Raw genomic sequence first — 20,935 nt, forward strand, 5'->3', positions numbered from 1 at the left:
GGCCGTCGTACGGCTGCTGCGCAAGGCCGGCAAGCCCGTCGTGCTGTGCGCCAACAAGGTCGACGGCCCCAGCGGCGAGGCCGACGCGGCCTACCCCACCGCACGCAGGTCTTCGCCGTGATCAAGCCCGGCAGCCGTCGGCCACGTCCGGGACCGAAGAACTAGCCGAGCGCCTTGCCCGGCAGTTCCACCTTCGCGCCGAGCTCGACGAGCTTCTCCATGAAGTTCTCGTAGCCGCGGTTGATCAGGTCGATGCCGTGGACGCGGGAGGTGCCCTGGGCCGCGAGCGCGGCGATCAGGTACGAGAACCCGCCGCGCAGGTCGGGGATGACCAGGTCGGCGCCCTGGAGCTTGGTGGGGCCCGAAACGACCGCGGAGTGCAGGAAGTTGCGCTGCCCGAAGCGGCAGTCGGAGCCGCCCAGGCACTCCCGGTAGAGCTGGATGTGCGCGCCCATCTGGTTGAGCGCGGAGGTGAAGCCGAGCCGGGACTCGTAGACCGTCTCGTGGATGATGGACAGGCCGGTCGCCTGGGTGAGGGCCACCACCAGCGGCTGCTGCCAGTCCGTCTGGAAACCGGGGTGCACGTCCGTCTCCAGGGCGATGGACTTCAACTGCCCGCCCGGGTGCCAGAAACGGATGCCCTCGTCGTCGATCTCGAAGGCGCCGCCCACCTTGCGGTAGGTGTTGAGGAACGTCATCATCGACCGCTGCTGGGCGCCGCGGACGTAGATGTCGCCCTCGGTCGCGAGTGCCGCGGACGCCCAGGAGGCGGCCTCCAGGCGGTCGGGCAGGGCGCCGTGGTTGTAGCCGCCGAGCCGGTCCACACCCGTGATGCGGATCGTGCGGTCGGTGTCCATCGCGATGATGGCGCCCATCTTCTGCAGGACGCAGATCAGGTCCTCGATCTCCGGCTCGACCGCGGCGTTCGACAGCTCCGTCACGCCCTCGGCGAGGACGGCCGTCAGCAGCACCTGCTCGGTCGTGCCGACGGACGGGTACGGCAGCCGGATCTTCGTGCCGCGCAGCCGCTGCGGCGCCTCCAGGTACTGCCCGTCGGCCCGCTTCTCGATCTTCGCGCCGAACTGCCGCAGCACGTCGAAGTGGAAGTCGATGGGCCGGCCGCCGATGTCGCAGCCGCCGAGGCCGGGGATGAACGCGTGCCCGAGCCGGTGCAGCAGCGGGCCGCAGAACAGGATCGGGATGCGGCTCGACCCCGCGTGGGCGTCGATGTCGGCCACGTTGGCGCTCTCGACGTGGGTCGGGTCGAGCACCAGCTCGCCCGGCTCCTCACCCGGACGGACCGTCACCCCGTGCAGCTGCAGCAGGCCGCGTACGACACGCACGTCACGGATGTCCGGCACGTTGCGCAGTCGACTCGGCCCACTGCCCAGCAGGGCGGCGACCATGGCCTTCGGCACGAGGTTCTTCGCACCGCGGACACGGATCTCGCCCTCCAGCGGGGTTCCGCCGTGGACAAGCAGGACATCGTCGTTGACGGTCATGTATCTCGCGTTCCGATGAGTGGGGCAGGGCCAGAAGGGAAAGGGTAATCGCCGCCCACCCCCCTTCAGTAAGCCCGAGAACGCCCCAGCCTTGTCATAGCTGTGTCACAACACGAACCGTTCCCCGCCGGGCACGCGCGGTCACCGCCCCGTTCGTGCGCCCGGCGTGCTCCGAACCGTCCTGAGGTGCGCTCACCCCCTTACCCGCATTGCCTCCCCACTCCGGCGGAAGATGCGGGATCATGTCTGGCATGACCGAGGTGTCCTCGCTCACAGGGCGGCTGCTCGTGGCAACGCCCGCCCTGGCGGACCCGAACTTCGACCGTGCGGTGGTGCTCCTTCTCGACCACGACGAGGAGGGCTCCCTCGGCGTCGTCCTCAACCGTCCGACCCCGGTGGACGTGGGCGACATCCTGGAGGGCTGGGCGGACCTCGCCGGCGAGCCCGGCGTCGTCTTCCAGGGCGGCCCGGTGTCGCTGGACTCGGCTCTCGGCGTGGCCGTCATCCCGGGCGGGGCGGCCGGGGAGCGGGCCCCGCTGGGCTGGCGCCGGGTGCACGGCGCGATCGGCCTGGTCGACCTGGAGGCGCCGCCGGAGCTGCTCGCCTCGGCCCTCGGCTCCCTGCGGATCTTCGCCGGGTACGCCGGCTGGGGCCCGGGCCAGCTGAAGGACGAGCTGGCGGAGGGCGCCTGGTACGTCGTCGAGTCCGAGCCCGGCGACGTCTCCTCGCCGTTCCCGGAGCGGCTCTGGCGCGAGGTGCTGCGCCGCCAGCGCAGCGAACTGGCGATGGTGGCCACGTACCCGGACGACCCTTCGCTCAACTGATGGGTGTGAGCTTCAGTACTCTTGGCGGCATGAGCACTCTCGAGCCCGAGCGCGGGACTGGTACGGGGACCCTCGTAGAGCCGACGCCGCAGGTGTCGCACGGCGACGGCGACCACGAGCGCTTCGCCCACTACGTCCAGAAGGACAAGATCATGGCGAGCGCTCTCGACGGCACCCCCGTCGTGGCGCTGTGCGGCAAGGTCTGGGTGCCGGGCCGTGACCCGAAGAAGTACCCCGTGTGCCCCATGTGCAAGGAGATCTACGAGTCCATGGGCAGCGGCGGCGACGACAAGGGCGACGGCGGCAAGTAGCCCGTACCGCCGGACGTTCGCGAGCCCCCCGGGGCGCGGTTCCGCGCGACCCGGGGGGCTTTCGCGTCTTCCGGCCATGAAGTGGTCGAGACCTCTTGTGGGCGCGTCGCCGGACTCCGTAGCCTCCGTTGAGCCTCCGTCGCGCAGAGCAGGCCTCGGTGGTGCCGAGCGAGCCTCCGTCGCGCGCAGCGAGCCTCCGTCGTACGCGGCGAGCCCCCGTCGCGCGCGGCGGCACGACGACGGCCGGTCTCCGGGCCGGGCGACAGCGGTGAAGGGCTGACGTGGTGGACCTGATTCCCGAACCCCGGCAGGCGACGGCCCGTGCGGACCGCTTCCTCGAACTCGGCCCGCGAACCGCGCTGGCCGCCGGGACCGGCACGGAGCGCACGGAACGCTGGCTGCGCGCGACGCTGGGCGCGGCCACCGGCCTGCCGCTTCCCCCCGGGGACCCGGGCGGGCCCGGCGTGCTCCGCCTGTCCGTCGACCCGCGGGTCACCGAGGACCTCGGCGCCGAGGGCTACCGGCTCGCCGTCACGCCGGACGGCGCGCACCTCGCGGGCGGCGGCCCCGCCGGAGTCTTCTGGGGCGCCCAGACGCTGCGGCAGCTGCTGGGTCCGGACGCCTTCCGGCGCGCCCCCCTCCCCGGCCGGCGGTGGCGCATCCCGCTCACCCGCGTCGAGGACTCGCCCCGTTTCGGCTGGCGCGGCCTCCTGCTCGACGTCGCCCGGCACTTCATGCCCAAGGACGACGTCCTGCGCTACCTCGACCTGATGGCCGCGCACAAACTCAACGTGCTGCACCTCCACCTGACGGACGACCAGGGCTGGCGCGTCGAGATCCTGCGGTACCCGAAGCTGACCGAGACCGGCGCCTGGCGGGCGCGCACGAGATTCGGCCACCGTGCCTCGCCGTTGTGGGAGCCGAAGCCGCACGGCGGTTTCTACTCGCAGGACGACATCCGGGAGATCGTCGCCTACGCGGCCGAGCGGCACATCACCGTCGTCCCCGAGATCGACGTGCCCGGCCACTCGCAGGCCGCCATCGCCGCGTACCCGGAACTCGGCAACACCGACGTCGTCGACACCGCCGCCCTCTCCGTCTGGGACGACTGGGGGATCTCCCCGAACGTACTCGCCCCCACCGACGACACCATCCGCTTCTACGAGGGCGTCTTCGAAGAACTGCTCGACCTCTTCCCCTCGCGGTTCGTCCACGTCGGAGGCGACGAATGCCTCAAGGACCAGTGGCGGCGGTCCCCGGCCGCGCAGGCGCGCATCAGGGAACTCGGACTCGCCGGCGAGGACGGGCTGCAGGCGTGGTTCATCGGGCACTTCGACGCGTGGCTGTCCGCGCGCGGGCGGCGGCTCATCGGCTGGGACGAGATCCTCCAGGGCGGCCTCGCCGAGGGCGCGGCGGTGTCGTCGTGGCGCGGCTACGCGGGCGGGGTGGCCGCCGCGCGGGCCGGCCACGACGTCGTCATGTGCCCCGAGCAGTACGTGTACCTGGATTACCGTCAGGCGCCGGGCGAGGACGAGCCGGTGCCGATCGGGTACGTGCGCACCCTGGAGGACGTCTACCGCTTCGAGCCGGTCCCGCCGCAGCTCACCGAGGAGGAGGCCCGCCATGTGCTGGGCGCCCAGGCGAACGTGTGGACCGAGGTGATGGAGGACCGCGCCCGCGTGGACTACCAGACGTTCCCGCGGCTCGCGGCCTTCGCCGAGGTGGCCTGGAGTCGCCTGCCGGCCCCCGGGCAGCGGGACCTGGCCGGCTTCGAGCGGCGAATGGCCGCGCATTATCGGCGACTTGACGCCCTGGGGGTCGCCTACCGGCCGCCCGCCGGACCACGGCCGTGGCAGCGGCGCCCCGGCGTGCCCGGGCGTCCGGTCGAGGGCACGCCCCCGAACAGGTAGCCGACCTCCCGAACGGAGGCGGGAAAAACATCGCAAGCATCACCGAAGGGCGCCAACCGGATTGCCCAGGTGATGCCGTGTGAAAACGGACCATCTCCCTGGTGAGGCGGGCGAATGCCTCCTAGCGGACCCCCGTCTTCGGGCCCTGCGAAGATGTGCCAGAGTTGCCACGTCCGCCCTGTCGGCACGTACCGTACGGCGCAACAGGCGGGACCAGCTGGGACCAGGTGGGGCAGCGGGAAGGGGCAGCCGGGTTGACCATGCACGCACCGCAGGCGGCGCAGGCCGTGACGCTGCCCGCGACGCTGGACGAGGCCGTGGCGGCGCTGACCGCCATGCCAGCCGCCGTGCCCGTCGCGGGTGGCACCGATCTCATGGCCGCCGTCAACTCCGGGCAGCTCAGACCCGCCGCGCTGGTCGGCCTCGGCCGGATCAGCGAGATCCGCGGCTGGCAGTACCAGGACGGCCACGCCCTGCTCGGCGCGGGCCTCACCCACGCGCGCATGGGCCGCCCCGACTTCGCCGCGCTCATCCCGGCGCTCGCCGCGTCCGCGCGCGCGGCGGGCCCGCCGCAGATCCGCAACGCCGGCACCCTCGGGGGCAACATCGCCTCCGCCGCGCCCACCGGGGACGCGCTTCCGGTGCTGGCCGCCCTGGAGGCGACGCTGATCATCGCGGGCCCGGGCGGAGCCCGCCGGGAGCTGCCGGTCTCGCACCTGCTGGCCGGCGTCGACATGCTGCGCGGCGGCGAACTCATCGGCTACGTACGGGTGCCGCTGCTGCACGCCCCGCAGGTCTTCCTCAAGGCCACCGGACGCACCGGCCCCGGGCGCGCCGTCGCGTCCGTCGCCCTGGTCCTCGACCCGGCCCGGCGCGGCGTCCGGTGCGCCGTCGGCGCCATAGCGCCGATGCCGCTGCGGCCCCTCGAGGCCGAGCACTGGGTCGCCCGGCTGATCGACTGGGACAACAACCGCGCGATCGTCCCGGAGGCGTTGGGCGCCTTCGGCGAGTACGTCGCCGCGGCCTGCATCCCCGACCCGGCCCCGGAGGCGGACGGCTCGGTGCCGCAGCTTCCGCCCGCCGTACTGCACCTGCGGCGCACCGTCGCCGCGCTGGCCCGACGAGCACTGGGGAGGGCGCTGTCGTGACCGACGACCAGCACGGACAGGACGCGCCCCAGGGCGGCGCGGGACGCTGGGACCCGCTGCCCCAGGGCGACTACGACGACGGCGCCACCGCCTTCGTGAAGCTCCCCGAGGGCGGCATCGACGAGCTGCTCGCCGCCTACGACACCCCCCTCGCCGCGCCGGGCCACGGCTACGTGCCCCCGCAGATAACGGCCACCCCCGCCCCCGGCGCCGGGGACCCCGCGGCGCCGGGCGCGTGGGCGGCGCCGGCCGACGGCGCCCCGTGGCCCGACCCGAACGCCGCCGCCCAGGGCGCGCCGGACGACCGGTTCACGTACCACCCGGGTGCCACGCAGCAGTGGAACTTCGGCGACAACGCCGGCCACGAGGCCCCGCCCGCCCCGCAGCCCGCGCCGGCGCCCGCGCCCGGCCAGGACGTGACCGGGGAGTGGTCGATCCCCGTCGCCGGGGGCGACCTGCCGGACGAGTCGGGCGAGTTCACCACGTCGTCGCTGGTCCAGCAGTGGGGCGGCACGCCCCCCGCCACCCTGCCCGGCGGCGCGCCCGCGCCGTGGGCGACCGAGGGGGCGGGCCAGGCGTGGGGCGCCGCCGTCGAGGGCGCGACGGACGAGCGGACGGCCCCGCACGCCGACCCCCGACGGCCGCACGAGCCGTACGAGCCGCACCGGCATCCGGGCCACGCACAACCGCCGGGCGCCGGGTACGCGCAGCCACCGGTGGACGCCGGGTACGCCTACGGGACGCCCGCACCGGGCCACGACGCCCAGCCGGCCGCGGACAGCCCGGCCGGGCACACTCCCGCCGGGCACGACTCCGCCGGGCACGACTCCGCCGGGCACGCTCCCGCCGGGCACGACGCCGCGGCGCCGGAGCACCCGGCGCACGAGCACCCGGCCGCGTCCGGCGAGCAGGAGCAGGACCCCGGGTCGCACGCGGCGGCGGAGGCGGCGCGTGCCGCCCAGGTCGCGGAGGCGGTCCAGAAAGCCGCACAGCGGGCTCAGGAGGCCGGCGAGGCCGCTGGGGCGGCTGAGGCCGCACAAGGCGCCGCCGCGGCCTCTGAAGGGGCCGTAGAGCCCTTCACGGAGCCCGCCGGAGAACAGCCGGCCGAGGAACCGCCGGCCGAGGAGCCGACGCCCGGAGAGCAGCCGGCCGAGGAACCGTCGGCCGGAGAGCAGGCCGGGCCGGCGGACGAACCCGCCGCGACCGCGCAGGAGAACCCGGAGGCCGACGGCCCCCCGCAGGCCCCCTCCGACCCCCGCCAGGCCGACTCCACGGACCAAGCGGACCAAGCGGACCACGCGGACGGCACGGTCGGCCCGGCCGGCCCGGCGGACGCCGCCGCCACGGACGACGGCCCGGCGCCCGTGCCCACCGGCGAGGAACACCCCCTCGCGTCCTACGTCCTTCGGGTGAACGGCGCCGACCGCCCCGTCGCCGACGCCTGGATCGGCGAGTCGCTGCTGTACGTGCTGCGCGAGCGGCTCGGTCTCGCGGGCGCCAAGGACGGCTGCTCGCAGGGCGAGTGCGGCGCGTGCAGCGTCCAGGTCGACGGACGGCTCGTCGCGTCCTGCCTGGTGCCCGCCGTGACGGCCGCCGGCAGCGAGGTCCGCACGGTCGAGGGGCTCGCCGTCGACGGGCAGCCCTCCGACGTGCAGCGGGCGCTGGCCCGGTGCGGCGCGGTGCAGTGCGGCTTCTGCGTGCCCGGCATGGCGATGACGGTGCACGACCTGCTGGAGGGCAACCCCGCGCCGACCGAGCTGGAGACGCGCCAGGCGCTGTGCGGCAACCTGTGCCGCTGCTCCGGCTACCGGGGCGTCGTCGACGCGGTCCAGGAGGTCGTCGCCGAACGCGAGGCGCACTCCGCGGCCGACGACGCGACGGACCACCAGGCGAAAGCCGAAACGCATGCCGGGACGCACGCCGACGAGGCGCGCATCCCGCACCAGGCGGGACCGGGCGCCGGCGGCGTCAACCCGTCGGCGTTCGAGTCACCCGGATCACCCGGATCACCCGGAACGCACGACCAGGCGTACGGACAGGACGGAGGCCAGGCGTGAGCAACGAAGCCGCCACCGCGACCACCGCCGCGGAGGCAGCACCCGCCCCGGAGCCGATCCCGCACGGCCTCGGCGCCTCCCTGCCGGCCGCCGACGCCCGGGCCAAGACCGAGGGCACGTTCCCCTACGCGGCCGACCTGTGGGCCGAGGGCCTGCTGTGGGCCGCCGTCCTGCGCTCACCGCACGCGCACGCGCGCATCGTGTCCATCGACACCTCCCACGCGCGCGAGATGCCCGGCGTGCGGGCCGTCGTCACGCACGAGGACGTCCCCGGCGCCCCGCTGCACGGCCGCGGCAAGGCCGACCGCCCGGTCTTCGCCTCCGAGGTCGTACGCCACCACGGCGAGCCCATCGCCGCCGTCGCCGCCGACCACCCCGACACCGCGCGCATGGCCGCCGCCGCCGTCATCGTCGAGTACGAGGTGCTCGACCCGGTGACCGACCCCGAGCAGGCCTTCGAGGCGGAGCCGCTGCACCCCGACGGCAACCTGATCCGGCACATCCCGCTGCGCCACGGCGACCCGGAGGCGGTCGGCGAGGTCGTCGCCGAGGGCCTGTACCGCATCGGCCGCCAGGATCCCGCCCCGATCGGCGCCGAGGCCGGCCTCGCCGTGCCGCGCCCCGACGGCGGCGTCGAGCTGTACCTGGCCTCCACCGACCCGCACGCCGACCGCGACGCGCTCGCCGCCTGCTACGGCCTGGCACCCGAACGCGTGAAGATCGTCGTCACCGGCGTGCCCGGCGCGACGGCCGACCGCGAGGACCAGGGCTTCCAACTCCCGCTGGGCCTGCTCGCCCTGAAGACCGGCTGCCCGGTGAAGCTGACGGCGACCCGCGAGGAGTCGTTCCTCGGCCACGCCCACCGGCACCCCACCCTGCTGCGCTACCGCCACCACGCCGACGCCGAGGGCCGGCTGGTGAAGGTCGAGGCGCAGATCCTGCTCGACGCGGGCGCGTACGCGGACACGTCGTCCGAGGCGCTGGCCGCCGCGGTGGCGTTCGCCTGCGGCCCGTACGTCGTGCCGAACGCCTTCATCGAGGGCTGGGCGGTACGCACCAACAACCCGCCCTCCGGGCACGTGCGCGGCGAGGGCGCGATGCAGGTGTGCGCCGCGTACGAGGCGCAGATGGACAAGCTGGCGAAGAAGCTCGGCGTCGACCCGGCGGAGCTGCGGATGCGCAACGTGCTGGCCACCGGGGACGTGCTCCCCACCGGCCAGACGGTGACCTGCCCGGCCCCCGTCGCCGAACTCCTCCAGGCGGTACGGGACTTCCCGCTGCCGCCGCTGCCCAAGGACACGCCGGAGGACGAGTGGCTGCTGCCCGGCGGCCCCGAGGGCGCCGGCGACCCGGGCGCGGTGCGCCGGGGCGTGGGCTACGGCCTGGGCATGGTGCACATGCTCGGCGCGGAGGGCGCCGACGAGGTCTCCACGGCGACCGTCCGCGTCCAGGACGGCGTAGCGACCGTGCTGTGCGCGGCCGTCGAGACCGGCCAGGGCTTCACCACGCTGGCCCGGCAGATCGTGCAGGAGACCCTGGGCGTCGACGAGGTGCACGTGGCTCCGGTGGACACCGACCAGCCCCCCGCGGGCGCCGGTTGCCGCGGCCGCCACACGTGGGTGTCCGGCGGCGCGGTGGAACGCGCGGCGAAGATGGTCCGCACCCAGCTCCTGCAGCCCCTGGCGCACAAGTTCGGCATGTCCACCGAACTGCTGCAGATCACCGACGGCAAGATCACGTCGTACGACGGCGTCCTGTCGACCACCGTCACCGAGGCCCTGGACGGCAAGGAGCTGTGGGCGACCGCCCAGTGCCGCCCGCACCCCACGGAGCCGCTGGACGACTCCGGCCAGGGCGACGCCTTCGTGGGCCTGGCGTTCTGCGCGATCCGCGCGGTCGTCGACGTCGACGTCGAGCTGGGCTCGGTGCGGGTGGTGGAGCTGGCGCTGGCGCAGGACGTGGGCCGGGTGCTGAATCCGGCGCAGTTGCACGCGCGCATCGAGGCGGGCGTCACCCAGGGCGTGGGCATCGCGCTCACCGAGAACCTCCGCACCGGCCGCGGCCTGATCCGCCACCCCGACCTGACCGGATACGCGCTCCCGACGGCCCTGGACGCGCCCGACATCCGCATCGTCAAGCTCGTCGAGGAGCGTGACGTGGTCGCGCCCTTCGGCGCGAAGGCGGTCAGCGCGGTCCCGGTCGTCACGTCCCCGGCGGCGATCGCCTCCGCGGTCCGCGCCGCCACGGGCCGCCCGGTCAACCGCCTCCCCATCCGCCCCCAGGCGGCGGTGGTGACGGGCCAGTGACCGCACCGGATCCCCACGAGCACGAACCGCCGCAGGCCCGGATCCTCGTCCGGATCCTCGCCGGTGCGGGACGCGCGCGGGTCGCCTGACGTCCTCCCCGGGCGCCGCACGGAACCCGAAGCCCGGTTGCCCCCGAGGATGATCGGGGCAACCGGGCTTCGTCGGACTCACAGGGGTCAACCGGAGACCGTTCAGGCCTCCTTGACCACCACGGTCTTCGCCGCCTTGTCATGGAAGCACTGCTGCAGCGGCTTGTCCCAGAGCAGCGACAGCACGTTCACCAGGGAGAACAACGAGCCAACCAGGTAGACCGCCTGGGGCAGGCCGAAGACCGCGCTGCGGATCCAGAGCTCGTTGTCGGAGGGACGGCCACCGTGCGCCGCTGAGACCACCCGCAGCTTCATCACCTTCTTGCCGATCGACTGCTGGTTCTGGGTGAGCATCATCACACCCTCGTAGCCGAAGACGAGTGCGGCGCCGATGACGCCGGCCACGATCGAGCCGACCGCGACCGCGATGGTGAATTGGACCAAGATCAACGGAATCAGCAGGATGCCGAAGTCGATCAGGCGGGCCAGGAAGCGGTCGCCGGGACTGGCCAGGGTAGGGGTGCCGGGCGGCGGCGGGCCGTACGGGCCGGCCTGGCCGAGCCACGGCGGGAGCTGGCCGGCGCCCTGCGGGTAACCGGGCGGCGGCGGGGGCGGGTAGCCCGGGCCGGGCTGCGAGTCGTACGGGCCCTGCGGGGCGCCGTAGCCGGGCGCAGGCTGCTGGCCATAGGGGTTCTGGTTCTGGTCTGACGGGTAGCCGTAGCCGGGAGGTTGGTTCGTCATCGTCCTGCTTGTCTCGTGTGTGACTTACCCCTGAGGTTTACGGCCCCGGCGATCGTTTAGGAATACTTTGAGACCGACTGTTACGTGAATACTGATGATTCGCGATCTCGTCACGACCGCTCCAGGCCGGCGATCGCACCGAGGCCGACAGCCGGCAGTGATCTCGGAGGTGCGTCCTCACGATGCACACCGCTCAATGGGCCGTTGGTCAATGGACCGTAAGTCGGTGGGGCGTTGTCAGTGGGGCGGCGTAGTGTTCTGGCAGTGGGGACGGCGGCCTCCGGCCGGAGACCGGACGGCGACGTGGCCGTTCCCCGCACGGGGACGAGCAAGCACATCCGGGGGAACCATGAGCACGACCGACACCGCCGTCGCGGCGACCGCGTCGATCGACGACCATACGAATCCGCAGGCGTTCGACGACCGCCTGAACCCGCAGGCGTTCGGGGGCCTGCTGCGCCCGGCCGGCCTGCGCGGCCGGCCCGGCGACGCGGACGCGCCCCGCCCGCTGACCCGGTCCGCCGTCACCCCCACCGTCTCCGGCCTCGCCCTCGACCTGCCCGCCCGTCTGCTGGACCGCGAGTTCGGCCCCGGCAGGCTGGTCCGCTTCGAGGACATCGACTTCCCGTCCACGCTCACCCACGAGCCGACCCGCCGCTTCCTGTGCGAGACCGGCCTGCCCGAGGACACGGCCCTCTTCCACCTGGACACGGACATCCCGCTGCCGACGCTGGCCGAGTACTACGCGGACGACCACCGCCCCGACGCGGGCCCCTCGCCCGACCGGCTTCCGCCGCGCCCGGCCCACCTGATACGCCTCGGCGACCTGGACGAGCAGCACGCCGTGCTGCTGGACGGCGCCACCGGCACGATCCTGACCTGGCGCGGCCCCGGCACGCCCCCGCACCCGCTGTCCACGGACGTCTCCACCTTCGCCTTCACCCTCTGCCTGCTCCACCACGACGGAGCCTGCCCGGAGTGAAGCGGACCCGCTCCAACTCCCTGCGGACGTGCGCAGGGCCCTGGGCGAGCACGCGCCGGCCCAGGGCCCTGCCTTGTCAGAGTGCCGCGAACTCGACGAACGCGGTCCACGCCGTGGGCTCCACGGCGAGTGCGGCGCGGGTCGTGTCCTTCGAGTCGCGGACGTGGACCCTGCCGGGGCGCGTAGTCTTCCGTCTGCAAGAGCCCTGGTACGGCCTTGGTGGCGTACACATGCAGGGCTGCTGCCTTGGCCTCCAGCCGCGCCGCATCGCGAAAGAAGGCGGGATACTGCGCGCGAGCCACTTCCTCCTTGCTCGCGCTCAACACCCGGCCCGCACCCAGCACTTCATCCGCCTGGTCGATGAATCTCGGCGGCGGGATACGCCTCCCCTGCTCGAACGACGCGATCGTCGACGCCGAGTAGCCGGTCAGCGACCCGGACGTCGCGCGGTCCATCCCCGCCCGCTCCCGGAACAGCTTCAAGTGCCGTCCGAACAGGCAGACAATGCCCGCCCCGACCTCGTACTCCGGCTGCTGAACCTCGTCGCCCACGTCGTGGCTCCTCCCGTACGACCCTCGCAGTCACCGGACTCCGCCCGCCCAACGCGCCGCCCGGGAACCGGTCACGCTCCGCGTCACAGACAAGCGCATCGCCTGCGCGTACAGCTCGCATCCGTCAGCGCGTCACTCCTGGTGAACGCTACGCAGAGTCCGCGCCCGTCGACCGCATGAAGTCGGCAGCTCCCCCGAACGGGTACTTGCCACAGCACCCCGCATGACCGGAGGGCGGCACCCCGCCTGGGGTGCCGCCCTCTCGTTCTGCCTGGTCGGGCAGGTGGAGGCCGTGGCGGGAATTGAACCCGCGTAACTCGCTTTGCAGGCGAGTCCCTGAACCACTCGGGCACACGGCCGTGTCGATGAGAAGACCGTAGGACGGGGCGGGGAAGGGACTCAAGGGAATCGCGGGGGCCGCAACGGGACTGCCATACGCCGTTCATGAACGGGCCGGAAGCGCGGGGGCGTAGGACCAAGGTCCCGGAGTCCGGGCGACCTTGGACAGGGGTCAAAGCGGGCTGCGGACCTTACCCTGGCGACCATGGCCGTCCATGAGCCGCGGGACACCGCGACCGAAACCGAACCCGCAGACAGAGCCGACAGAGCCGACAGAGCCGACGAGAGCGTGCTGGGGCGGTCCCATCGCGCGCTCAGCATCGGGATCGTGTCCGTCGTCCTGCTGATCGCCTTCGAGGCCACGGCGGTGGCCACGGCGATGCCGGTCGCGGCGCGGGAACTGCACGGGGTGTCGCTGTACGCGTTCGCGTTCTCCGGGTACTTCACCACCAGCCTGTTCGGGATGGTGCTCGCCGGGCAGTGGTCCGACCGGCGGGGGCCGCTCGGGTCGCTGACGACCGGCATCGCCGCCTTCGCCGCCGGGCTGCTGCTCGCCGGGACGGCCCAAGCGATGTGGGTGTTCGTCCTCGGGCGGGCCGTGCAGGGGTTCGGCGGCGGGCTGGTGATCGTCGCGCTGTACGTCGTCGTCGGCCGCGCCTATCCCGAGCGGCTGCGACCGGCGATCATGGCGGCGTTCGCGGCGGGCTGGGTGGTGCCGTCCGTGGTCGGCCCGCTCGCCGCGGGCGCGGTGACCGAACACCTCGGCTGGCGCTGGGTGTTCGTCGGCATCCCGGTGCTGGTGGTCTTCCCGCTGGCGCTCGCGCTGCCGCAGATACGGCGCCGGGCGTCCGGCCCGGTGGAGCGGGCGGCCGACGCCTCCCTCGACCGCCGCCGCATCCGGCTCGCCCTCGGCATCTCCCTCGGCGCCGGGCTGCTCCAGTACGCCGCCCAGGACCTGCGCTGGATCTCGCTGCTGCCCGGCGCCGCCGGCGCCGCGCTGCTCGTACCGGCCGTGCTCGGGCTGCTGCCGCGCGGCACGTACCGGGCGGCGCGCGGGCTGCCGTCCGTGGTGCTGCTGCGCGGCATCGCCGCCGGGTCGTTCATCGCCGCGGAGTCGTTCGTGCCGCTGATGCTCGTCACCCAGCGGGGGCTGTCCCCGACGCTCGCCGGGCTCTCGCTCGCGGCGGGCGGCGTGACGTGGGCGCTGGGATCGTGGGTGCAGTCGCGGGCGCGCGTGGAGCCGTACCGGGAGCGGCTGATGACGGTGGGGATGCTGCTGGCCGCGGCCGCCGTCGCGGCCGCGCCGAGCGTGCTGATCGACGCCGTGCCCGCCTGGACCGTGGCCGTCGCCTGGGGGTTCGGCTGCTTCGGGATGGGCCTGGTGATCTCCTCCACCAGCGTGCTCCTGCTCCAGCTCTCCGCCCCCGAGGAGGCCGGCGCCAACTCCGCCGCCCTGCAGATCTCCGACGCCCTGGCCAACGTGATCCTGCTCGCCGCCGGCGGCGCCGCCTTCGCGGCCCTCGGCGGCGGCTCGGTGACCCACGCGGCGACCCAGGCCACGGCGTCCCGTCCGGCCGCCTTCGCGGCGGTGTTCCTGCCGATGGCGGCGGTGGCGCTGGTGGGAGCGTGGGTGACGACGCGGCTACGGACGACACCGCGTGGTACCGGGTAGTACCATCGGTGCATGGCCGGACTGAACCTGCGATTCACGGACGAAGAGCTCGACGCCCTGCGTGAGCGTGCGGCGGCGGAAGGGCGCAGCATGCAGGCATTCGCTCACGACGCGGTCATCGCTGCCGTAAACGAGCGCTCGCGACTGTTCAACGAGGCGGCAGAGCATGTGCTCCAGGCCAGCGCCGAGTTGAACCGGAGGCTCGCCTGATGTACTACCTCACTCTGCCCGAGCTGCTGAACCTCGCGAAGCGGCTCGGGGCGGACGAGGTGCGCGACTACGGGCTGCTGGACTCGGCTCTGGCGCGTCCGCAGTCGAGCGTGTTCGGGCAGGACGCCTACCCGGACGTGTGGCAGAAGGCCGCAGCGCTGATGGAGTCCCTCGCCCGCAACCACGGCCTGGTGGACGGCAACAAGCGCCTCGCCTGGTATGCGACCTGGGTTTACCTGCACATCAACGGGCACCCCCTCGACGCGGAGTTCGACGTGGACGAGGCCGAGCGATTCGTGCTGGACGTCTGCCAGGGTGCCCTGGACGTACCCAAGATCGCGGCGCAACTGCCGCGCTTCGCGCGCTGACGGGCTGCGGCGAGCGACGCGTGTGACGTGAATCCCACCCGTGGCCGACCCGCGCTCGTCCGCGCATGGGCACCGCCGCGCCGCCGGTAGGGTGGCCCGGTCGTCGTACGCAGCCGAGCCGTCCCAACCCTCTCCGGAGACCGTGACTACCACCGCCGCTTCTGCCTCGCACGCCCACTCGCACCATCTGTCGCCCGCCTTCCCCGGCCGCGCCCCCTGGGGCACCGCCGGCAAGCTGCGCGCCTGGCAGCAGGCGGCGATGGACAAGTACATCCAGCAGCAGCCGCGCGACTTCCTCGCGGTCGCCACACCCGGCGCCGGAAAGACTACCTTCGCGCTGACGCTGGCCTCCTGGCTGCTGCACCACCACGTCGTGCAGCAGGTGACCGTGGTCGCGCCGACCGAGCACCTGAAGAAGCAGTGGGCGGAGGCCGCCGCCCGGATAGGGATCAAGCTCGATCCCGAGTACAGCGCGGGCCCGCTCGGCAAGGAGTACGACGGCGTCGCCGTGACGTACGCGGGCGTCGGCGTGCGGCCCATGCTGCACCGCAACCGCGTCGAGCAGCGCAAGACCCTCGTCATCCTCGACGAGATCCACCACGCCGGCGACTCCAAGTCCTGGGGCGAGGCGTGTCTGGAGGCCTTCGAACCGGCCACCCGGCGCCTCGCGCTCACCGGCACGCCGTTCCGGTCCGACACCAACCCCATCCCCTTCGTGACGTACGAGGAGGGCCAGGACGGGATCCGCCGGTCCGCCGCCGACTACACCTACGGCTACGGCAACGCGCTCGCCGACCACGTCGTGCGGCCCGTCATCTTCCTCTCCTACAGCGGCAACATGCGCTGGCGCACCAAGGCCGGCGACGAGGTGGCCGCCCGGCTCGGCGAGCCGATGACCAAGGACGCGATCAGCCAGGCCTGGCGTACCGCCCTGGACCCGCGCGGCGACTGGATGCCCAGCGTGCTGCGCGCCGCCGACCAGCGGCTGACCGAGGTCAGGAAGGCCATCCCGGACGCGGGCGCCCTCGTCATCGCCTCCGACCAGGACTCCGCGCGCGCCTACGCCAAGCTCATCCGGGAGATCACCGGCAGCAAGGCCACCCTCGTGCTGTCCGACGACGCCGGCGCGTCCGGCAGGATCGACGAGTTCAGCGGCAACCAGGACCGGTGGATGGTCGCCGTCCGCATGGTGTCCGAGGGCGTCGACGTGCCCCGGCTCGCCGTCGGGGTCTACGCCACCACCATCTCCACCCCCCTCTTCTTCGCGCAGGCCGTCGGCCGCTTCGTGCGTTCCCGGCGCCGCGGCGAGACCGCCTCCGTCTTCCTGCCGACCATCCCGGACCTGCTCACCTTCGCCAACGAGATGGAGGTCGAGCGCGACCACGCCCTCGACAAGCCGAAGAAGGAGGGCGAGGAGGACCCCTACGCCGAGTCCGAGAAGGAGATGGAGGAGGCGAACAAGGAGCAGGACGAGGACACCGGCGAACAGGACATGCTGCCCTTCGAGGCGCTGGAGTCCGACGCCGTCTTCGACCGGGTCCTCTACGACGGCGCCGAGTTCGGCATGCAGGCCCACCCGGGCAGCGAGGAGGAGCAGGACTACCTCGGCATCCCCGGGCTCCTCGAACCCGAGCAGGTGCAGCTGCTGCTGCAGAAGCGGCAGGCCCGGCAGATCGCGCACAGCCGCAAGAAGCCGGACGCCGAGGCCGACCTGCTGGAGCTGCCCGCCGAGCGGCGGCCCGTCGTCTCCCACAAGGAGATGATGGAGCTGCGCAAGAAGCTCAACACGATGGTCAGCGCCTACGTCCACCAGAGCGGCAAGCCGCACGGCGTGATCCACACCGAGCTGCGGCGCGTGTGCGGCGGCCCGCCGAGCGCCGAGGCCACGGCTGGGCAGCTGCGCCAGCGCATCGCCAAGGTGCAGGAGTGGGCCACCCGGATGCGGTGACGCCGGCCGCGTCGGCGTGGGCGTTCTCAGGGCGTGTGCGCAGCGCGGAGGTGGTGCGTGCCGGTTGCTGGCCCCCGTACAAATCAGGGCATAAGGGGGCAATCATTCCTTATCGGTGCCCGGATTCTGGACGGAGCCTTCCGCTGAGCGAACCTGCTTCGCTACTGTCCCGCTACGCACACGCCCCGTGGCAGCGCCGCCGCGGAGCGCAGCCGTGAAGCGACGCGGTCCGGGACATGCCGGGCCGCCGGCCGATCGGCGGCCTCTGAAGCGCGTCGCCGACGGGACTCGGTGACGCACGCCGCGAGAGGGCCGCCGACCTCACCACCTGGAGGAGTGGGCGTCGTGACCGCGGAGACCTCTCAGACGCTCGACCGGGGACTGCGCGTCCTCAAACTGCTGGCCGATACGGACCACGGGCTGACCGTCACCGAGCTGTCCAACCGACTCGGCGTGAACCGGACCGTCGTGTACCGGTTGCTCGCCACCCTCGAACAGCATGCGCTCGTACGGCGCGACCTGGGCGGACGTGCCCGGGTCGGGCTCGGTGTGCTGCGCCTGGGCCGGCAGGTGCATCCCCTGGTACGGGAGGCCGCGCTGCCCGCGCTCAGGTCGCTGGCCGAGGACATCGGGGCGACGGCGCACCTGACGCTGGTCGACGGGGCGGAAGCGCTGGCGGTGGCCGTCGTCGAGCCGACGTGGACGGACTATCACGTCGCCTACCGTGCCGGGTTCCGCCACCCGCTGGACCGCGGCGCCGCAGGCAAGGCGATCCTCTCCGCCCGGCGGCAGCCGTCGAAGGACCCCGGGTACGTCCTGACACACGGTGAACTCGAAACGGGCGCGTGCGGAGCCGCCGCACCGCTGATCGGTGTCACGGGGGTCGAGGGCAGCGTCGGTGTGGTCATGCTGGCCGACGTGGTGCCGGAGCGGGTGGGCCCCCGGGTGGTGGACGCGGCCCGCGAGGTGGCCGAGGCGCTGCGCTGACCCTCGCCGGAACACCCACCGGAACACCCACCACCGGAACACCCACCGCCGGAACACCCACCGCCGGAACACCACCGACGGAGCACCCTCGACGGAACACCCGTTGGAACCCGGCTCCCGGCCGCTCCCGGCCGCTCCCGGCCCCGCCTGGCGCCCCCGCGGCAGGCCGGTCGCCCCGGTCCACCGGCATCCGGCCGGAAGTCGCCGTCCCGTAGATTGATCCCGTGCTCTCTCGCCTCACGCGTCCTCAGGCCCTCGCCGTCTGTGCCCTGCCCGCGGCGGCTCTGGTCGCCACGGCCGTCTTCGCGCCGCTGCCGTTCTCGCTCGCGCAGCCCGGGATGACGGCCGACGTGCTCGGTCAGAACAAGGGCACCGCGGTGATCACGGTCTCCGGCGCGCCCACCCGCAGGACCAGCGGTCAGCTGCGGATGACGACGATCGAGGCGACCAACCCGGACACGCACGTCTCGCTCGGCCAGGTGATCGACGCGTGGTTCGCCACGGACCGCGCGGTCATGCCGCGCGACTCGGTCTACCCCAGCGGCGAGAGCACCGAGGAGATCCAGAAGCACAACACCGAGCAGATGAAGCAGTCCCAGGACGCGGCGACCGAGGCCGCGCTGGACTACCTGCACATGAACGACAAGGGCGTCAAGGTCACCCTGCGGCTCGCCGACGTCGGCGGCCCCAGCGCCGGGCTCCTGTTCACCCTCGGCATCATCGACAAGCTGCACGGCGACGGCAGCGGCGGCGACCTCACGGGCGGCCGCACCGTCGCCGGCACGGGCACCATCGCCGCCGACGGGACCGTCGGCGCGGTCGGCGGGGTCGCGCTGAAGACGCAGGCCGCGCGCCGGGACGGGGCGACGGTGTTCCTCGTCCCGAAGGCCGAGTGCTCCGACGCCCGGGCGCAGCTGCCCAAGGGGCTGCGGCTGATCCCGGTGACCACCCTGAAGGGCGCGGTGAACGCCCTGACCGCGCTGCGCAAGGGCACGGGGGCCGTCCCCGCCTGCTGAGCACTCCGTCGGACGTGCCCCTGCTGAGCGCTCGGCCGGACGTGCCCCTGCTGAGCGCTCGGCCGGACGTGCCCCTGCTGAGCGCTCGGCCGGACGTGCCCCTGCTGCGCGCTGCGCCGGACCTGCCGCGCCATGCCGCCGACCGGCTGCGGCGCCGTCGTGGCCGGTCGCGCAGTTCCCCGCGCCCCTTTCGGGGCGCCGAGGCGGTCACTCGTCCCGTGCCGCCTGCTCCACCAGGGGTATGGTCCGCAGCGGGACGGGGTTCTCCATCACGATCGCGGTCGAGGCCCGCACGATGCCGTCGAAACCGACGACCAGGTCGATCACCCGTTGCAGGTCGGCGTTGGAGCGGGCCACCAGCCGGCACAGCATGTCCCCGCTGCCGGTGGTGGTGTGCAGCTCCAGCACCTCCGGGACGGACGCCAGGTGCGCCCGCACGTCGGCCCCCTGCCCCTGGCGGATCTGGAGCGTGGCGAAGGCGGTGACCGGATAGCCGAGGGCCGCCGGATCCACCTGCGGCCCGAACCCGCGGACGACCCCGCTCGACTGGAGCCGGTCCAGCCGTGCCTGCACCGTCCCCCGGGCCACCCCCAGCCGCCGGGACATCTCCAGCACCCCGATCCGCGGCTCCCGCGCCAGCAGCACGATGATCCGTCCGTCCAGCTGGTCGATCGCCACGGCAGCCTCCCGCGTGAAGTGGTCATCCTGTACAGAAAGCCTGGAGGAATGGGCATCCGGCTGGGCAGATTGCCCAGCGAATACGCAAACTATTGCGCACCTTGCCGTCCGCCACCAGGCTTCCGGTATGACCCAGACCACACACCACGTTCCCGACACCGCCCGGCAGGCCGACCCCTTCCCGGTCAAGGGGATGGACGCGGTCGTCTTCGCCGTGGGCAACGCCAAGCAGGCGGCGCACTACTACTCCACCGCCTTCGGCATGCGGCTGGTCGCCTACTCCGGACCGGAGAACGGCAGCCGCGAGACCGCCAGCTACGTGCTGGAGAGCGGCTCGGCGCGGTTCGTCCTCACCTCGGTGATCAAGCCCGTCACCACCTGGGGCCACTTCCTCGACCGGCACGTGGCCGAGCACGGCGACGGCGTCGTCGACCTCGCCATCGAGGTCCCGGACGCGCGCGCCGCGTACGCCTACGCGATCGAGCACGGCGCCCGCTCCGTCGCCGAGCCGTACGAGCTGAAGGACGAGCACGGCACGGTCGTCCTCGCCGCGATCGCCACCTACGGCGAGACCCGCCACACCCTCGTCGAACGCACCGGCTACGACGGCCCGTACCTCCCCGGCTACGTCGCCGCGAAGCCGATCGTCGAACCGCCCGCCGACCGTACCTTCCAGGCGGTCGACCACTGCGTCGGCAACGTCGAACTCGGCCGCATGAACGAGTGGGTGGAGTTCTACAACAAGGTCATGGGCTTCACGAACATGAAGGAGTTCGTGGGCGACGACATCGCCACCGAGTACAGCGCGCTGATGTCGAAGGTCGTGGCCGACGGCACGCTCAAGGTCAAGTTCCCGATCAACGAGCCCGCCGTCGCGAAGAAGAAGTCCCAGATCGACGAGTACCTGGAGTTCTACGGCGGCGCCGGTGTCCAGCACATCGCGCTCAACACCAACGACATCGTGCGGACCGTACGGACCATGCGCGCGGCCGGTGTCGAGTTCCTCGACACCCCCGACTCCTACTACGACACCCTCGGCGAGTGGGTCGGCGACACCCGCGTCCCCGTTGACACCCTGCGCGAGCTGAAGATCCTCGCCGACCGCGACGAGGACGGCTACCTGCTGCAGATCTTCACCAAGCCGGTCCAGGACCGCCCGACCGTCTTCTTCGAACTCATCGAGCGGCACGGCTCGATGGGCTTCGGCAAGGGCAACTTCAAGGCGCTGTTCGAGGCGATCGAGCGGGAGCAGGCCAAGCGCGGCAACCTGTGAGCCTGTGAGCCTGTGAGTCTGTG

At 72.9% G+C, this 20,935-nt stretch carries 17 protein-coding genes, 1 tRNA gene and 2 pseudogenes; 14 read left to right on the forward strand and 6 right to left on the reverse strand.

Annotation, left to right across the window (positions count from 1 at the left end; genetic code table 11):
* Window positions 1–161: 161 nt before the first annotated feature.
* On the reverse strand, window positions 162–1,502 hold the full coding sequence (murA, locus tag AB0G63_RS15365) for a UDP-N-acetylglucosamine 1-carboxyvinyltransferase (protein WP_360749939.1): 1,341 nt from the start codon (window positions 1,500–1,502) through the stop codon (window positions 162–164).
* A gap of 251 nt (window positions 1,503–1,753) precedes the next feature.
* On the opposite strand from murA, the gene AB0G63_RS15370 reads away from it, so the two are divergent.
* The 6 genes from AB0G63_RS15370 (at window position 1,754) to AB0G63_RS15395 (ending at window position 10,058) form a co-directional block, all read left to right on the forward strand.
* The gene (locus tag AB0G63_RS15370) at window positions 1,754–2,326 is read left to right on the forward strand and encodes a YqgE/AlgH family protein (protein ID WP_360749942.1); all 573 of its coding nucleotides are present in this window, start codon (window positions 1,754–1,756) and stop codon (window positions 2,324–2,326) included.
* Window positions 2,327–2,355: 29 nt separating this feature from the next.
* Window positions 2,356–2,637 carry a DUF3039 domain-containing protein gene (locus AB0G63_RS15375; protein ID WP_324784140.1) on the forward strand — a complete coding sequence of 94 codons (282 nt, stop codon included), beginning with the start codon at window positions 2,356–2,358 and terminating at the stop codon, window positions 2,635–2,637.
* 284 nt (window positions 2,638–2,921) lie between these two features.
* A complete protein-coding gene (locus AB0G63_RS15380) occupies window positions 2,922–4,547 on the forward strand; it encodes a beta-N-acetylhexosaminidase (RefSeq protein ID WP_360750182.1) in 1,626 nt (541 codons plus the stop codon).
* A gap of 254 nt (window positions 4,548–4,801) precedes the next feature.
* Entirely contained in the window at window positions 4,802–5,695 is an 894-nt protein-coding gene (locus AB0G63_RS15385; RefSeq protein ID WP_360749945.1) for an FAD binding domain-containing protein, read from the forward strand.
* Window positions 5,692–7,752, forward strand: a complete 2,061-nt coding sequence (locus AB0G63_RS15390; RefSeq protein WP_360749948.1) for a 2Fe-2S iron-sulfur cluster-binding protein — start codon at window positions 5,692–5,694, stop codon at window positions 7,750–7,752. Before AB0G63_RS15385 ends, AB0G63_RS15390 begins: the two co-directional genes overlap by 4 nt.
* Entirely contained in the window at window positions 7,749–10,058 is a 2,310-nt protein-coding gene (locus AB0G63_RS15395; protein ID WP_360749951.1) for a molybdopterin cofactor-binding domain-containing protein, read from the forward strand. The genes AB0G63_RS15390 and AB0G63_RS15395 overlap by 4 nt, the downstream gene beginning before the upstream one ends.
* A gap of 191 nt (window positions 10,059–10,249) precedes the next feature.
* On the opposite strand, the gene AB0G63_RS15400 is transcribed toward AB0G63_RS15395, so the two are convergent.
* Entirely contained in the window at window positions 10,250–10,888 is a 639-nt protein-coding gene (locus AB0G63_RS15400; RefSeq protein WP_360749954.1) for an RDD family protein, read from the reverse strand.
* Window positions 10,889–11,237: 349 nt separating this feature from the next.
* Here AB0G63_RS15400 and AB0G63_RS15405 point away from each other — a divergent pair, with 349 nt between their 5' ends.
* Window positions 11,238–11,870, forward strand: coding sequence for an SUKH-4 family immunity protein (locus tag AB0G63_RS15405; RefSeq protein WP_360749957.1), 633 nt, complete (start codon window positions 11,238–11,240; stop codon window positions 11,868–11,870).
* Between the two features lie 76 nt (window positions 11,871–11,946).
* On the opposite strand, the pseudogene AB0G63_RS15410 reads toward AB0G63_RS15405, so the two are convergent.
* The 3 genes and pseudogenes from AB0G63_RS15410 to AB0G63_RS15420 all read right to left on the reverse strand — a co-directional run.
* Window positions 11,947–12,048: pseudogene (locus tag AB0G63_RS15410) on the reverse strand (DUF397 domain-containing protein); the annotation flags it as partial.
* Window positions 12,047–12,421: pseudogene (locus AB0G63_RS15415) on the reverse strand (helix-turn-helix transcriptional regulator); the annotation flags it as partial. The pseudogenes AB0G63_RS15415 and AB0G63_RS15410, both read right to left, overlap by 2 nt.
* Before the next feature lie 284 nt (window positions 12,422–12,705).
* Window positions 12,706–12,780, reverse strand: a tRNA-Cys gene (locus AB0G63_RS15420).
* Window positions 12,781–12,965: 185 nt separating this feature from the next.
* Here AB0G63_RS15420 and AB0G63_RS15425 point away from each other — a divergent pair.
* The 6 genes from AB0G63_RS15425 to AB0G63_RS15450 all read left to right on the forward strand — a co-directional run bounded on the left by AB0G63_RS15425 (window position 12,966) and on the right by AB0G63_RS15450 (window position 18,961).
* Complete coding sequence (locus AB0G63_RS15425; RefSeq protein WP_360749959.1) at window positions 12,966–14,432, forward strand: MFS transporter; 1,467 nt, start codon at window positions 12,966–12,968, stop codon at window positions 14,430–14,432.
* 12 nt (window positions 14,433–14,444) lie between these two features.
* Window positions 14,445–14,642 carry a hypothetical protein gene (locus AB0G63_RS15430; RefSeq protein WP_360749962.1) on the forward strand — a complete coding sequence of 66 codons (198 nt, stop codon included), beginning with the start codon at window positions 14,445–14,447 and terminating at the stop codon, window positions 14,640–14,642.
* Window positions 14,642–15,010 carry a Fic family protein gene (locus AB0G63_RS15435; protein ID WP_360749965.1) on the forward strand — a complete coding sequence of 123 codons (369 nt, stop codon included), beginning with the start codon at window positions 14,642–14,644 and terminating at the stop codon, window positions 15,008–15,010. Before AB0G63_RS15430 ends, AB0G63_RS15435 begins: the two co-directional genes overlap by 1 nt.
* Before the next feature lie 142 nt (window positions 15,011–15,152).
* Window positions 15,153–16,958 (forward strand): DEAD/DEAH box helicase, encoded by a 1,806-nt coding sequence (locus tag AB0G63_RS15440; RefSeq protein ID WP_360749968.1) that lies wholly within the window; start codon window positions 15,153–15,155, stop codon window positions 16,956–16,958.
* A 345-nt stretch (window positions 16,959–17,303) separates the two neighbouring features.
* Window positions 17,304–17,945, forward strand: coding sequence for a helix-turn-helix domain-containing protein (locus AB0G63_RS15445; RefSeq protein WP_351885781.1), 642 nt, complete (start codon window positions 17,304–17,306; stop codon window positions 17,943–17,945).
* Window positions 17,946–18,169: 224 nt separating this feature from the next.
* Window positions 18,170–18,961, forward strand: coding sequence for a S16 family serine protease (locus AB0G63_RS15450; RefSeq protein WP_360749971.1), 792 nt, complete (start codon window positions 18,170–18,172; stop codon window positions 18,959–18,961).
* 207 nt (window positions 18,962–19,168) lie between these two features.
* On the opposite strand, the gene AB0G63_RS15455 is transcribed toward AB0G63_RS15450, so the two are convergent.
* A complete protein-coding gene (locus AB0G63_RS15455; protein ID WP_360749974.1) occupies window positions 19,169–19,639 on the reverse strand; it encodes an Lrp/AsnC family transcriptional regulator in 471 nt (156 codons plus the stop codon).
* Window positions 19,640–19,766: 127 nt separating this feature from the next.
* On the opposite strand from AB0G63_RS15455, the gene hppD reads away from it, so the two are divergent.
* On the forward strand, window positions 19,767–20,912 hold the full coding sequence (hppD, locus tag AB0G63_RS15460) for a 4-hydroxyphenylpyruvate dioxygenase (RefSeq protein WP_360749977.1): 1,146 nt from the start codon (window positions 19,767–19,769) through the stop codon (window positions 20,910–20,912).
* Window positions 20,913–20,935: the final 23 nt, after the last annotated feature.

The organism is Streptomyces sp. NPDC020996 (assembly GCF_040641355.1).
Lineage (GTDB): Bacteria > Actinomycetota > Actinomycetes > Streptomycetales > Streptomycetaceae > Streptomyces.